Origin of the sequence: Streptomyces sp. NPDC021212 (assembly GCF_044332925.1) — a bacterium.
Lineage (GTDB): Bacteria > Actinomycetota > Actinomycetes > Streptomycetales > Streptomycetaceae > Streptomyces.
On record NZ_JBIRPZ010000002.1, the window covers coordinates 244,866 to 259,513 of the forward strand.

8 protein-coding genes and 2 pseudogenes are annotated in these 14,648 nt (G+C 65.8%); 3 read left to right on the forward strand and 7 right to left on the reverse strand.

The window, feature by feature from the left end; all coding sequences use genetic code 11:
- Positions 1-131: 131 nt before the first annotated feature.
- From ACH4SI_RS05330 to ACH4SI_RS05340, 3 genes and pseudogenes are all read right to left on the reverse strand, one after another.
- On the reverse strand, positions 132-1,457 hold the full coding sequence (locus ACH4SI_RS05330) for an MFS transporter (protein WP_398292820.1): 1,326 nt from the start codon (positions 1,455-1,457) through the stop codon (positions 132-134).
- A complete protein-coding gene (locus tag ACH4SI_RS05335) occupies positions 1,457-2,602 on the reverse strand; it encodes a PLP-dependent cysteine synthase family protein (RefSeq protein ID WP_398292822.1) in 1,146 nt (381 codons plus the stop codon). Before ACH4SI_RS05335 ends, ACH4SI_RS05330 begins: the two co-directional genes overlap by 1 nt.
- A gap of 1,662 nt (positions 2,603-4,264) precedes the next feature.
- Positions 4,265-4,411: pseudogene (locus ACH4SI_RS05340) on the reverse strand (peptidase C39 family protein); the annotation flags it as partial.
- Between the two features lie 378 nt (positions 4,412-4,789).
- Between ACH4SI_RS05340 and ACH4SI_RS05345 the strand changes: the two are divergent.
- On the forward strand, positions 4,790-4,975 hold the full coding sequence (locus tag ACH4SI_RS05345; RefSeq protein WP_398292824.1) for a helix-turn-helix domain-containing protein: 186 nt from the start codon (positions 4,790-4,792) through the stop codon (positions 4,973-4,975).
- Positions 4,976-5,077: 102 nt separating this feature from the next.
- Here ACH4SI_RS05345 and ACH4SI_RS05350 read toward each other — a convergent pair whose 3' ends face one another.
- From ACH4SI_RS05350 to ACH4SI_RS05360, 3 genes are all read right to left on the reverse strand, one after another.
- Positions 5,078-7,720, reverse strand: a complete 2,643-nt coding sequence (locus tag ACH4SI_RS05350) for an NACHT domain-containing protein (protein ID WP_398292825.1) — start codon at positions 7,718-7,720, stop codon at positions 5,078-5,080.
- Between the two features lie 2,204 nt (positions 7,721-9,924).
- Complete coding sequence (locus tag ACH4SI_RS05355) at positions 9,925-10,524, reverse strand: DUF5710 domain-containing protein (protein ID WP_398292827.1); 600 nt, start codon at positions 10,522-10,524, stop codon at positions 9,925-9,927.
- A 540-nt stretch (positions 10,525-11,064) separates the two neighbouring features.
- On the reverse strand, positions 11,065-11,841 hold the full coding sequence (locus ACH4SI_RS05360; RefSeq protein WP_398292829.1) for a hypothetical protein: 777 nt from the start codon (positions 11,839-11,841) through the stop codon (positions 11,065-11,067).
- A 41-nt stretch (positions 11,842-11,882) separates the two neighbouring features.
- Between ACH4SI_RS05360 and ACH4SI_RS05365 the strand changes: the two are divergent.
- A pseudogene (locus tag ACH4SI_RS05365) lies at positions 11,883-12,824 on the forward strand (type IV secretory system conjugative DNA transfer family protein); the annotation flags it as partial.
- On the forward strand, positions 12,821-13,195 hold the full coding sequence (locus ACH4SI_RS05370) for a tyrosine-type recombinase/integrase (RefSeq protein WP_398292831.1): 375 nt from the start codon (positions 12,821-12,823) through the stop codon (positions 13,193-13,195). The pseudogene ACH4SI_RS05365 and the gene ACH4SI_RS05370, both read left to right, overlap by 4 nt.
- Here ACH4SI_RS05370 and ACH4SI_RS05375 read toward each other — a convergent pair.
- Entirely contained in the window at positions 13,101-14,495 is a 1,395-nt protein-coding gene (locus ACH4SI_RS05375; RefSeq protein WP_398292833.1) for a peptidase C39 family protein, read from the reverse strand. The genes ACH4SI_RS05370 and ACH4SI_RS05375 overlap by 95 nt on opposite strands.
- Positions 14,496-14,648: the final 153 nt, after the last annotated feature.

Genomic DNA, 14,648 nt, shown 5'->3' on the forward strand with positions numbered 1-14,648 from the left:
GTGAATTTCCATCCCTACGGGTTCGTTGAGGAAGCGGCCGCCCCGGCGGCCGTTCCTACGGCGGCGGCTTCGACGCAAGGGCCGCAGGGAGGACGAAGGAAAGCTCGTCCCCCCTGCGGCAGGACCATCGGTCAGGCGGACACCGACTCGGGTTGTGTCTCGCGCACCGGCGGCGCGAGGCGGCCGGTACGCTGCAGTCCGTACAGGGCGGCGGCACAGACCAAACCGAGCGCGCAGAGCACGATCCACGGGAGCGCGGAGAGGCCGGCCGCGCGGGCGGCGTCCAAAGAGGCCCCGGTCAGCAGGTTCCCGAGCGTGATGCCGACGCCGCAGATGGTGTTGTAGAGCCCGTAGTGCGTGGCGACAAGGCGGTCACCGGAGAGCCGGACGATGGTGTCCATCTCGAACGGGTAGGCGATCATCGTCCCCACCGCCAGGAGCAGAGCGGAGAGCGCGGGCGGCACGGCCGCGAGCAGCCACAGCCCCACTCCGCCCTCCGGCACGGGCACGGCCGTCGGTACCAGCAGGGGCAGGAACGCCACGCCCATGGTGAACAGCCCCCAGGCAAGTGCCCGGCCCGGCTCCATGTGGGCCTTGCACCACGCGGTCACCTTGGTCTGGAAGAGGATCGTACTCAGGCCCGAGACGGCGAAGAGCATCGCCACCGCCGCTGTCCCGGACGTTCCGTCGCCGCCCAGGCGCCGCACTTCCAGCGGCAGGGCGAGATAGACCTGGAACTGCATGACGTAGAAGCCGATCATGGCGGCCGAGAACAGCAGGAACGGCCGGTTGGCCACGATGGTGCGCCACTGGGACAGCACGCCGTCCGGCCGGCCGCCTCCCTTGGTGGTCGGCGCGTCGTTTGCCCGGCGGGCGGGCAGACTGCGGAGCTGCACGATGCTCAGCAGCGCGAAGATCCCGGCCGACACCAGGCAGGCGACGCGGAAGTCGACACCGGTGAGCACCATGCCGACGAGGGGGCCGAGCAGGATGCCGGCCTGGTAGAAGATGTTGAACAGCCCGAACGCCTCGACCCTGCGCTCCCCGGCGTCCGCCGCCAGATAGGCCCTGACCGCCGGGTTGAACAGGGCGCCCGCCAGCCCGGTCGCCGCGGACGCGGCGAGCAGCGCGGGCAGCGCGTCCACCAGCCCGAGGGTCGCGAAGCCGACGATGCGGAGCATCAGCCCGGCGATGATCAGCGGCTTGTAGCCGAGCCGGTCGGCCAGGGTGCCGCCGACCAGGAACATCCCCTGCTGGCTGAAGTTGCGTATGCCGAGCACGAGTCCGACGGCCCAGCCGGCCAGCCCGACCGTGCCGGACAGGTGCGCGGCCAAGTACGGCATCAGCATGTAGAAGCCGAGGTTGATGGCGAACTGGTTCACCATCAACAACTGGACGCTGCGGGGGTAGGAGCGCATCTGCGCCAGGGCTCCCCCGGACTGTGACTGCCGGTCCATCACCGGTCTCCCTCCACCTGGGTGTCGAACTCGGCGAGCTCGGCAGCGTCGTGCTCCTGCACCGGATCGGACAGGGTAAGCGGGTCGACCACGGTGGTGCACCGGGTCCAGCGGCTGACTTCCTTCTCGTCCAGGCGGCCGATGGTCTCCGGTTCGACGGGCGGCGGGGAGTCGAGCAGACCGTGGGCGGCGCAGTAGTCGTCGTCGTAGACCGTGCCGAGATAGCGTTGCGGGCCGTCGGGGAAGATCGCCGCGATCTTCGTATCCGCGGGCAGGGTGCGGGCCAGCCAGCCCGCCACCAGGGAGACCGCGCCGACGCTCCAGCCGCCGCTGGCGTAGTGGGAGGCGGCGAGCCGGCGGCAGGTCCACACCGCCTCGGCCGGGGCCACCCAGTGCACCTCGCTGAAGTTGTCGTAGGCGACATTGCGGGGGTAGATGCTTGAACCCAGGCCGCGCATCAGCCGGGTGCGGGCGGGCTGCCCGAAGATGGTCGAGCCGATGGTGTCGACGCCGACGAGCTTCAGGTCCGGGTACAGGGCCTGCAGCACCCGGGAGACACCGGCGGAGTGACCGCCGGTACCCACGCTGCACACCAGCACGTCGAGGTGGCCCAGTTCGGAGGCCAGCTCCAGCGCGAGCGGGGTGTAGGCGGTGGTGTTGTCGGGGTTGTTGTACTGGTCGGGGCACCACGAGCCGGGGTGCTGCGCCATGAGCTGAGCCACTCGCTCGCGCCGCGCCTGCTGCCAGCCGCCGGTGGGGTGGGGTTCGGAGACCACGTCGACCTGGGCTCCGTAGGTGGACAGCAGCTGGGTCATGGACCGCTCAAGGCCCGGGTCGGTGACCAGGGTGACGGGGTGGCCGTGGACCATGCCGGCCAGCGCCAGTCCCAGGCCGAGGGTGCCGCTGGTGGATTCGATGATCCTGGCGCCGGGGCGCAGATCACCACGGGCGCGAGCGCGCTCGACCATGTACAGGCCGGGCCGGTCCTTGATCCCGCCGGGGTTGAAACCCTCCAGCTTCGCCCAGAACCCCCGGTCAGCGGGGGTGAGGGGATCGGAGATCCGGAGAACCGGGGTGTCGCCCACGAGCCCTGACAGGGCCGAGCGGGCGGGCAGTGTGATCTCGGTTGTGGTCTGCGGGTGCATCTTCCGCTCTCATCGGTGGTGTGACGGGGTTTCGTCGGGCGCGCCGTCCGGCCCAGGAAGAGGCATCCGCCTCGGGAACCTGGTGACAGCACGCGCGGCCCGTGTCGATGGCCGCGAAAGGCCCGTCTAGATCCGCCACCGGCAGACGACGGCGAGGGTGGCGCGGCCTGAACGCCGTATCCGGGGTCTGCTTCCTCCGTGTCGAGCGGCCCACTGTGGGCCGGCCACGGCGGCAGTCACTCCGGCCGACACTCCGGCGAAGACGGCCGGGGCCGCGGTGTCCGTGACCAACGGCCGTTCCTGCGAGGGTAGTTGGCCGACCACGTACGGCGCGCAATGCGCACCGGAGTGTGGATGCGGTCCGTGTGGCATCGCACGCTCGGTGTCCCCCGACGCGGGCGGGACGAGATCGGCCGAGACCGAGGGCCGGTCCTGCGTGCGACTGTCGTCAGCGTGCGTGACGGAACAGTCGAACGCCCACAGCAGTAAGACTCCGAGGACGAGGACAAGCAGCCGCAGCAGCCGAACCCTGGTAGCCGGGCGGCTGATGTGAGCGTGGGAAAGGGGGTGGAACGGCACGGTTCCCCCGGGTAGCGGCCGCCGCTCCCACGGCGTGGGGAGGGAGCGGCGGATCGGGGCCAGCAGGCATCCGAAGAGGCAGGCTCCGGGCAGCGGTCCGTTCAACGCGAGGAAGCGTGGCTACGGACGCCCAGGAAGCCGGGAACTGACCGCACGTGGCCGACCCGTCCCGCAGGACGGGGCTGTCATCTCTCAGGAGAGCGGCGGTCAGTCGGGTACGCCGGAATCTAGACCTGCTGCACCACGGAGACTCTCGAAGCCCTCAACGAAGGAACGGCCGACTCCGACCGGAAGGGGGCGGACTTCCCCAACGCAAATGAGTGGGTCGATGGCGTACGGCCCCGTGTGGACAGACTTGGAGCGGCCAGACACAGGTCTTGCTGGGGCTGGCCGGAGACGCAGTCTTCAACCGGGTGATGCGAGCCGTCACCCTCGTGCTGGCCATCGGCTGCCGCAACGTCAGGCGACGCGCTCGCGGCAGCGCCGCCACCCGCGGCCCCGCTCGTGTGACCTTCCTGCATCACGGCGGACGCGTGTACGGGCGCGGTGACACCGGCACTTGCGTGCCCCTGGGTGCTCTCAGCGCTCGCGCCGTGCGTGACCAGGACGCCGAACACCAGCACGGCCAGCCACAGCAGACGCAACGGCCCCGCGGAGCGGGGCCGCAGCATGCCGGAGCGCGACCAAGCCGTAACCATGCCGTGATCGTAACCATTGCTCGACGGCGCGGTGCAAACTTCTGTCCGAAACAGCGAGTTAACAGCTGTACACAGGTTTCACGCAATGGATCAAGCTGATGCGTCGGGCCTCATGAAACGGCAGGTCGCCCCCCTCCTCGGCGCCCTTTCGCACGAGCCGCGGTCATCTGGCCGCCGTCAGACGTGATCCGCCTCACGGCTCCGCCGACGGCCTCATGGTCTCACTCGTGCTGTGGAGCATCGCCGACCGATGGCTCGGGCACCGGTCGATCAAGATCACGGTCGGTCGCTACGGTCGCCTCACCACCGACGGCCGGGAGCGGCGCCGCCAGGTGGTGGTGACGACCTATGGGGACTACCTGCCGCCGGAGCGGTGCGGGTCCGGTCACAGGATTCCCAGCTCCCGCAGCACCCGGTGCTGACTCGGTGCCGGCTTGGCCGGGAAGTACAGGTAGCACACACCACCCGAACCGCCCTTGACCTTGCCGTTCGCGTCGTAGCGCTTGGTGCGCAGCCAGATGTTCTCCAACTGTGCTGCGCGCCCCTAGCAGACGTCGAAATCGATGACAAACATACAGGTCAACGGCTTGGGCTCACTCACTCCGAGTGAGCCCAAGCCGGGTCGTGCTGACTTCGTGCTGAGTTCCGCTGCCGCCCGTTCCGGACCGTTCGAGTCCGTCGAGCTGGATCTGTGCTGACCCAGGGGCAACTGGTGCGCGCCCACCCATCGGCAGCCCACCACGGCGACACACATCCGTCACTCACAGTTACAGCTGCATCTCTTCATTCCCCCTCGGAGATCATCGTCCGCCAGGAAGAACGCTTGGCATGGCAGGCGGGCCCGTTTGGCGTCGCCGCCATTCATCCATACCTTGTGTCGCATCCCCGAAGGCTAAGGAAGTGGACGCCAATGAGTCAACAGATGTGGAATGTGTCGGACCTCGCCGACTATCTCGGCAAGCCTGCCTCCTGGGTCTACGACAATCACGCGAGGGAAGCTATACCCAGCTTCCGTGTGGGCCAACAACTACGGTTCTCCCCCACCGAGATCGAAGATTGGCTGGAAAATAAATGCCGCGAGAGGGCGGCCGCATGAAGCCCACCAAGGACACTGCACGGGACGTGTCGACAGAGAGTTCATCGACGCACTTATCAGACCAGGCCCGGGACCACAAGGGACTTACACAATCACGGACTGCTATCCATTGAGGTCTTCCCGGACAATCTTCACGGCAGGTGGCAGCTTCTCCGCCCCAACGATCACTGCTCCCGCAGGAACACGGACCTCATTTAAATGCACATTACTTAGGGAGGACACATCAATACTGCGTAGCGAGCTTTCGATCGTTACCACTCTGAGGTTGGGGAACATCGAAAGCCATTCCCATTCCCAGCCGAGATCCGTAGCCACCCAAAGATGAGTGAGCCGATCGCGGGAAATCGCGTCAATAAACTCCTCCAGCGAGATGGGTCCGATAATTTTGATACGAGACCTTCCCCCGTACCTATGCAGCTCCTGCAGCTCTCGAATATTAGATACCGGGAAGTAGAGGTCCGACTCGCCGAGATAGGCAATCACTTCCTCACCAAAATGCACGGTATCAAATCTGCCCCACACTCGGACCAATTCGGCCCGGACCCTCAGTTTCTCGTGACTGCGGTAGCGAGCCAGAACGGGAATCGCCGCATCTGTCCCAATGCGACCTGCCGTCAGCACTGTAAAATAAGCTTGGTCTGCGCTCTTATCGCCTGAAAGCTCTTCGGGGCCAGGCAACAATTCGAGAGCCACAGGACCCACGTCCGCCAAGTTTCGTGCCTGCTCTGCCGAACGGGGAGGAATCAAAGCTGCCGCACGCTCTTGCACCGCACCCCTCACAACTGGATCCAACTCCGTCGCATGCTCAAGACATGCCGCCGCCAACAAGTGCAGCCGGTGACGACCATCCATTGAGGAGTCGCCTCGCTCGAGCAAGCCACTAAAAAGTCGAATGCGTTCTGCGGGCCGAGCGTGAGCAACGGCCATCCTGATCACATCCTCCCACTGATCAAGATGAGCATTAGCTATAAGGAAGTCGAAGTCAAGCCCCTCAACGGCAGCTTTCGCCCCTAGATAATCCTGAAAGGTGCGGTGAATGAAATCCATTGTCCCCACACTGGGCTCACGCAGGAGGCCACTTCGAATCAGCAAGTGCCGATAAATCTCCTCAGGTGCGCCTTGCTCAGCCACTTGCGGAATCGCAGGAAGAGACTGAGACAGCAAATCGATCGCATCAGCCCGCCCCATCTCCACTCGCCCGTTTCTAATCATCCAGTAAGCAAGCTTTTGGATGAGCTGAATATGATGCGCTTCGCCAATGCGAATCATCCCTGGCTTATAGACTCCACGCTCACGATCACGGCGCGAGAGAAGCATGGAGAGTGCGGCGTCATAAAGCTCCTTACGCCCATCGGGGAGATAGCCACGCCGATCCTGATGCAGAGCGCAAATAAGAGCGCACATGAGAGGATTCGCGGCAAGCCGACCGAGGGCTTGTTTAGCTTGCACCTCTCTAAGTAATTCAGAAGCATATTGATCTCCAACGCCGGCAGCCTTGTGCCACCGCTTGACAAACGATGCCACATTATCCCGGCTCATGGGAGCCATATCCAGTTCGATGAACTCCTCGTTGGCCAGCCATTCCTCACGCACCGCCGAGGGCCGAGAGGTGATAAGCCAACGATTCTTAGGGTAAGCCGCAAGGAGATCTTGTAACCAACGACGCGCCTCTTCTCGCTCACCTTCTGGAACTTCATCAATTCCGTCAATAAGGATCAACCCACGCCCTGAACTCAACACGCGATCGAACCAGCCCGTAGGCTGCAGTCCCGCAATTGGGCACCCTGCAGCCGAAAGAAATTCATGCGGAGCAGGGAAGGACGCCCCGTCTCGGGTAAGGGCTCGCAGTGGAAGCACGAACGGCACAAGACCACAAAGGTAGAGCAGGCGTTCGTCGGGTGACTTCTGCGCCGCAGTAATCGCTAGCCATTGCACGAGGGTCGTTTTTCCGGACCCCGCAACACCTCTGAGGAGAACCCGACTACGCCCCGCCAACACATGGTCAGCCGGCAGGAGCAGGGGAACTTCGCTTGTACCCCTTGAAGCAGCATCTAAGCTTAAGTACGCGGCATCAAGAGGCCAAACGACGTGGGAGCCCGGAAGGTCGAGCCCGAAAATAGTCAACCTGCCATGCTTAGACGTAATGTAGTCCGCATAACGATCTTCGAAGGGACTGTCTGCCGGCGACGGAGTGCGAACAATCAGTGAATCAATCTTCGCCGACAATTCTTCGAGTCTGCGACTTTGCTCAACTAGCGTCCTGGAAACAAAAGTCGATCGCTGAGTAAAGAAGTGCAATACGTGGAGACACGCAGTGTCCAAAACGTTGGCATGGAGCGTGATGGCGTCGCTCGACAGTCCAATTGTCGCACTCTGACTCTGGGAACGAAGGCGTCGAGACAAGGCTATATGCCCAAGGTTCACTGCTTGCACGTCGTCCATATCCAGGTCACCCATGGCACGTAAAGAGTCAGCGACGGCATGAGATACGGCTCGTTGCTCGTAGGACGGCATCCTCCCCTCGACACCGGTTGACTGCGCAGCACGCCGCACCAATTCGTCTGCAATTTTTTGCAGTTCGCGGTCTGACAGCGTGCGCTTCTCCCCCTTAAACGAGACCAGTCCTGAGATTCGCACGGGTTTGCTGATCAGCCCGGCTCCAGGACCCGCTGCCACGAACAGTCTTCTGACCAACGGAAAGACGACGCCTGATGCTAAGCGAGCGCCGATGGCTGCAGGCTCCACATGCCCCCCAAAAAAAGTATGAAGTACAGCATAGGGCACAAGGTAGGCGTGTAACTCCCTTTCGGCGGAGGTACCTGAAAACCGATAGCGCCACAGAGGCACGGCACTCGCACATTTGCACGAGAACTCCCCAAGTCCCCCTCTGGCGGCATGGGCGGAGGACGTCTCCCCTGTAAACCGGCGTACGCGGCTCGTACAACGCCCAAACGACCCACTCCTAAGGCGTCCATGTGGGTGGCAACCGCGGAGCAGTCGCCCCGCGCCTCGAGATGTCCAGACGGGCGTGCGCGTTGACCAGGCCCGCTATGACCTCGTTCAAGGTCGGGATGGAGAAGTGCCGGTTCGCGGCCAGCGACCGCTCGTGCCCGCCCACACCGGGGGATGGCAGGCGGCCTCGTAGGGGCCCAGGTTGGTGCCCTTGACGAAGGTGGTGATGACGCACCCGGCCGAAGGCGTCCTTGAGCTTCGGCTCGTTGCCGGAGGCGGGCCTGAAGCGGCCCCACCACTCAACACAGTTCGCGGTGCGGGAGATGATCCCAAGCAGTGAGCGCTCCGGCATCCTCGCCTTGATCTCCTGCTCCAGGCCTTCGCCGAGGCCCGCTGGCCCTCGGAGCGGTGGGCCTTGAGGGAGGGGGCGCCTGTCTCCGGGGCGATGGCCCCGACTCGCCCCTTTCCGACGGGAAGGCCAGCATCCGCTCCGGGTGTGCCTCGCTGAGCTGGTCGTAGATGCCCGTGCGGGTCGAGGCGTTCACCTCGGTGCGGATCTTCGCCGCGAGCGTGTCCAGCGTGGTGAAGCCCGGCAGCTCCAGCCCGGACTCGACGATCTTCTCCACCGCGATGTTAGGTCCGCCGGGCGTTCTTCGAAACGGCCTCGCTCCGCATCACCACCTCGGCGATCTTCCGGGGCTCCGCCTGCTATACGACAGGGCCATCCGCTGCCGCACCGCAGTTCGCTGCCGCCTCGACGCACGGTCGGCGGGCCGCGGCACCACGCGAGCCGACGCGCTATCGCCTGCTGTTGAGCCGAAGGTTTCAGGTCGCTTGGCACACTATTTCTGGGCAGTGTGTCCCACGCTGGCCTCCCTGTACGTCAACTACCCTGAGCGAGATGCAGCCTTCGAAGCCCTGCCTTCCCTTCCCGGGGAGCAGGCATTGTGCCTCGCTATCTCCGAGATTTGTACCGCCCTGGGCCAGCGGTCGACCCCGCTGGCCTCAGCGTCCGAAGACCTGCGCATTACGAGTTCAAGACGGGTGATGACAACTTGCACACTGGTGAACTGGGTTCACGAGGTGACTCGTGAACTCAGTTCATCGGACTGGGTCACTGCTCGAACAACGCCCCTTGCTCGGCTTCCTCACTGAGGTCGAACAGCGCGCCGTCGGCCGGCGCCTGCCTCGCCATGCCTCGGCGGATGGGGCGGGGTGAGCACCGCCGGAGAACGTGAGCCCCTCGGCGTCGACGACCTTGCTCACTGTGGCAACGCTGCGCTCGATCGTCCGGGCGATCTCGTTTCGGCTCGTGGCTTCGGAGCGCAGGCGGTGCGCTGCCTCGCAGTCTCGGGCGTTGATTGGTTCGGTCATGCGCTCACCTCCACAACTCACCGGGGTCAGCTCCACACAAGATCGTCTTGTTATCAGATTGAGACCATTTCACTCGAATGGAATTCACGGCCGGTTCCCTGCGACCCTGCTTCGCAGGCTCGGGTTACAGGCGCGCTTTCAAAGGTGAATCGGCGCCATGACACAGGCTAGGGGGTCTGTTCGCTGGTCGCGGGTTTGTGTTTTCCCGGTAGCGCAGCTGGAATGTCTTTCAATCGAAGAGCACCCAATATCAGGGTTCAGCCCAAAAGTCCCGCTTGTGTCGAATGGGGTATAGCTATGTCTGACGGTAGGTCTGCAAGTCGTTGCGTCACCTCGCGTGAGCGCGCATGGGGCAAGAGCTGGCCCGCGCTTGGGGTCCTCGTGGTTGTCATCGTGCTTGCGCTCGCGGCCCCCCAGATGGCTCCGGGGGCGCTCTCTGTGCTGGTGGCAGGGTTCACGGTGCTCACGCCGTACTGGCTGGCTCGTGGTCCGGTCCGGGTACGCATCTGACGCAAGTGCGCCCCGCCACGGAGGGAGTGGCGGGGCGCGCGAGTGTAGGGGATTCCGGGCACGCCGGAGGTGCGCCCAACATTAGTCGCGAAATGCGCAAGGGGGTTCGGAACTCACCCCTCGTTTGTGTCCCCTAGCCCGAGCCGCGGCGGGTGAGGGCCTCGCACCTGATACTGCATGAGATCAGGCACCGGCTCCTCGATGAACCAGAGTCTGTAGTCGGCATCCCAGCGCGCACCGAACTCCTTCGCTCGACCCTTGAGATCGTACGGGACCTGTAGCCAGATCCGCCCCTCGTAACGACGATTGAAGATGGTGCCGATGCGCTCGCGCGCCTGCTTCCGCTCCTGAGCCACTATGGCTTCCACAACGGGGCTGGCGGCTTCGCTTGCGAGTGTGGCGGCGAGCTGGGCGTTCATCAGCTTCGGGTCGTGCCCTGTCAACCGGATGGCCAGGTGATCCCCGGCATCATTCCGCGGCCCTTCGGAGATGTCGTGTAGGGCGTGGGGCGCGCCGTCTTCCTCCTCACCAACTGCCAGGAGCCACAAGGCGTGGACAGCGTCCGCTTCTTGCTCAGGCGTAGTCCGGGGATGTCGGGTAGCGAGGACTTCCACCAGGGCGTCAACGACGTGCCAGTTCGGAAGACGCTTACTGGCGAACGCGTCGTAAATCGTGCTGCGGGAAATCCCGGCGCCCTTCAGCTCCGTGGCCACCGTCGCTAGTGACGGCAGCCCGGCTCCCTTGTGCAACTCGTGCAAGGCCCTGTTGAGCTCCTTGTGGCTGCCGCGCAGCTCAGGCTTGCGAAGACGACCAGCTCGTCCCACCAATGCCCCCACCGTTTGAAACCGTTTGAAACCGTCCGGGAATCATCGCAGCCGTTTGAAGCCATCGTCAGTTGTTCGACGACATTGGCCTCTGTCGCTCGACGTCCAACCCAACACATGTGCCGGTGACAGTGGTTGAAGCCGCCCAACAGGGGTGGCCTTGACGACGCCACGGAGGGAAGCAATGGGAAAGAGCGAACGACGCAGCGCACGCCAGTTGACGCGGGCGGCCGCTTTCGCAGCCGTCAAGGGCGCTGCCGCAGCAGCAGGCAGCACCCTCGTGACGGTCGTCGTCTACTGGATGGCGCACTGAGCTCGCTGGCCCGCGCGCAGCGTGGGCGGTGTCTACGCGGTGGGCATGTGCTCGGCACCCTCGGCAAGTGCGGCGACCAGGCGGACGAGGCCGACCCACTCCCATACGCGCCGCCGCTACTCGTCGAGCGGCACGGGCGCGGCGCACTCTGCCCCGGTTGAGCACGTCACGCTCGGCGCTGTGTCCGGCCCGGTGTGCAGTTCGAGGTCGCCGGCGCACCCCAGGCACGCGTGGTCCGGTACCGGGGTGCTGCGGGCGTCGAGACCGAGGGTGCGCAGCAGCCGGCCCTTGGCCATGCTGGCAGTACGCCGTGCCTCATGCAGCAAGTGCGCCGGCAGCAGCGTAAAAGGAGCCGCGGCGAGGCAGCCGTCGTCGAGCAGCTCGGGCTCGGCATCCTCGACCACCAACCTGCCCTCGGTCCACACCGCGGCCCAGTGCAGCCCATACGCGCGGCTGCCGGGATCGGTGGCACTGCGGTAGTTCCACCGTCGGGGCTCGTCGAGCCGGGCGTGCTGAACGACCGCCGCGAGGGTGTCGTCGAGCTCGAACACGGCGTGCTCGATGGCGAGGCCGGCGTCGAGCACGTCGAGGTTGAGCGGGTCGGGGTGCTCGCGCAGCACCAAAGGCGCGCGGTCCTCCCACCCGCACGCGCCGCAGCCGTACGGGGCGTCAGTCTCGATGTCGTACCCGAACGGGCTGCTCGTCCAAGCGAGGTCAAACTCGGCCAGCTTCACGCGCAGTGCCTCCCACAGCTTGCACACGCGGTTGCTCGCATGGGTGTCTTCGCCGAAGGTCACGCCGCAGTACGCGCTCGACGTGCCCTCGATCAGGTAGTGCCCCACGGCCGTAGTGCTGCGCGCGGCCGCAAGCAGCCGCACCTCAGGATGCAGCACGCGCGAGCGCAGAACGGCCGCACCCCGCTCGCAGGACTGGCGCGCGGCAGTACGCGAGCTGCCTGCTCGATCCGCGCATCGCCGCCTGGGTCACTCCGCCCCAGGGCCACACGAAGCTGCGGGAGTTCAAGCCTGAGGCGTTCTCCGGCAGTACCGACACGCTCTATCTGCTCTCCAAGGACGGCGGTGGCTCCGCCTCGGCGATCATCGCCGCAGCTGCCGACGCGGTGATGCGCGCGGCCGTCATCCAGGCCGAGCGCGACGGCGGACGCCTCGATCCGCCCCTGCTGGCGATCCTGGATGAGGCCGCCAACGTGTGCAAGATCCAGGACCTGCCCGACCTGTACTCCCACTTGGGCTCGCGGGGCGTCATCCCGATCACGATCCTCCAGTCCTACCGGCAGGGTCAGCGCGTATGGGGCGAGACCGGGATGGATACCCTGTGGTCGGCGGCGACGATCAAGCTCATCGGCTCCGGGATCGATGACGCGGACTTCGCCGACAAACTCTCCCGCCTGGCCGGGGACCACGACGTGCAGACTCTCTCGGTCTCCACCAGCGAATCCGGCAAGTCCTCCTCCGTGAGCATGCGGCAGGAACGTGTGCTTCCGCCGGACGCGATCCGGGCTCTGCCCAAGGGATCGGCGCTGCTGCTCGCGACCGGGGTCCGTCCGGCTTTGCTGGATCTCAAGCCCTGGTACCGGGAGCCGGACGCCGACCGGCTCGGCGCCGCCTCGAAGCAGGCGACCGCCGCCATCACCGAGCGCGCTCTGGCCAAGGAACGGCCCGGTCGCGACAAGTACGGACCGGCTTTGCGAGTACGACGTCAGATCGTCCGGTACCAAGGTTCGGACCGTCGCTATGTCGCTCGCTATGCGCCACTGAAACATCGCACAGAGGAAGAGTGGCGCGACGTTCCCGTGCCGGATAGTCTGTTCGTTTTACTGCGCGGCTCCCCATCCGCAATCATGCCGGTGGGATGACGCACCCGGGGCTCGTGCGTAATTCGTCGGACCGTGCGATCAAACAGCTCGGGCTCCCCGCGTACACGCCCCACGATCTTCGACATAAATGGGCGACCGTGACCCTGACGAATGGTGTGTCCATCCACGAGGTGTCCCGATGGCTCGGACACCGATCGATCAAGGTCACAGTCGACCGTTACGGTCACCTCACCTCGGACGGCCGGGAACGGTGCCGTCAGGTGGTGGAGTCGACCTTCGGCGGCTATCTGCCGCCGGAGCGGGATGCGGGTCCGGTCACAGGATTCCCAGCTCCCGCAGAACCCGGTGCTGACTTGGTGCCGGCTTGGCCGGGAAGTACAGGTAGCACACACCACCCGAACCGCCCTTGACCTTGCCGTTCGCGTCGTAGCGCTTGGTGCGCAGCCAGATGTTCTCCCACTGCCTGCGCTTGTAGACCCGGCGGACGGACGGGTTGTCCGGGGAGGCCGGGTCGTTCGCGATGACGTCCCCGGTGGCGGTGAAGCCGATGACGGTCATGAGGTGGCCCGCGGTGCCGTATCCCGCGCCGTCCAGCTCCGTCTTGAGGAAGGACTGCGAGGTGATCACCGGAATGCCCGCGGCGATCAGCTTCTCCACGTCGTTCAGCGAGCCGAGCCGGGTGACCACGCCCTGCATGTCGCGGTACGTGGCGGCGTAGGCGGCGTTGAACGGCCAGTTGCCGCAGCCGTCGTACTGGTAGTCGAACGTGGCCCGGGCCGCGTGGCAGACCTGCGGGTCGGCGTAGTCGGGGTTGACCCAGGCCAGGTCCTCGGCGGTGGGCTTGCGGCCCCAGAACTCGATGATCATCTGCGAGGAGGTAGGGCTGCACCAGGCCTCGCCGCCGTTGTCGTACTCCGGGTACTGGCCCTTGTGGATCTCCTGCGAGTAGCGCGGTACGGAGAGTTCGCGACCCTTGGGCAGGCCGGGCTTCGAGGCGGGCACCTCGAAGCGGTCGGGGACGTCGGAGCCCATCGCGCCGACCCGCCACACGGTGGGGGTGGCGGTGGTGCCGGGCGTGCGATAGAGGGTCAGGCGCAGCTGGTACGCCGTCAGCCGGAGCCCGCTCGCCGGGTCGTCGACGGCGAGGGTGTCGGTCCACACCGAGCTCTTGTCGTCGCTCTGGTCGTCCACCGAGGTGCGCCGGATGGAGTCCGCGCCGTCCCCGGAGGTCCAGCGGCCCATCACGTACCAGGGGGTCGCCGTGCCGTCGGAGTAGGTGCCCTTCAGTTCGGCCTGGATCCAGGTGCCCGCCGGGGTGTGGGCGTTCCAGGAGACGATGGCCTCGGTCGCGGGGACGGAGAGTCCCCGCACCGGGGAGGTCCAGGTGGCGTACTCCCAGGCGGCCTTGGTGCCGGTGTGCGGGTCGGTGTAGTCGACGGTGCCGGCCGGGCGGGAGATCACGATGCCGGGCCGGGCGCCGGCCTCGGCGCGGACGCCCTTGGCGGCGCCGGTCAGCCAGTCGGCGTGGCCGGCCCAGCCGTGGTACTCGGCGGTCGCCTTCTGCGCGGCCGGGCCCGTCGGCGCCGCCGCGCCCGCTCGGGCGGGCCCGGAGGCGGCCGCGGTGGTGGTCGTCTGTACGGCGGCCGCGCCCGCGACTCCGAGGGCGGCGGCGAGTACGGAGCGGCGGGGCGTGAATCCGGAACTGGTCATACGGGGCTCCCCCAGTCGTCTGTCCAGTGGCGGCGGATGCGCGACAGTCGCACAACTATGGCCGCTGCGAGTGGTGTCAGGCCAGTGCTTCCCGTCCCGCCCGGATACCAATATTGGTGTGGACCAATGGAGTGAATACTCCCGGGTAGTCGT

Excerpts from the sequence above, each read along its gene's own strand:
- ACH4SI_RS05375 (WP_398292833.1), bottom strand. The coding sequence starts at position 14,495 with ATGACCAGTTCCGGATTCACGCCCCGCCGCTCCGTACTCGCCGCCGCC.
- ACH4SI_RS05370 (WP_398292831.1), top strand. The coding sequence starts at position 12,821 with ATGACGCACCCGGGGCTCGTGCGTAATTCGTCGGACCGTGCGATCAAA.
- ACH4SI_RS05330 (WP_398292820.1), bottom strand. The coding sequence starts at position 1,457 with ATGGACCGGCAGTCACAGTCCGGGGGAGCCCTGGCGCAGATGCGCTCC.
- ACH4SI_RS05345 (WP_398292824.1), top strand. The coding sequence starts at position 4,790 with ATGAGTCAACAGATGTGGAATGTGTCGGACCTCGCCGACTATCTCGGC.
- ACH4SI_RS05335 (WP_398292822.1), bottom strand. The coding sequence starts at position 2,602 with ATGCACCCGCAGACCACAACCGAGATCACACTGCCCGCCCGCTCGGCC.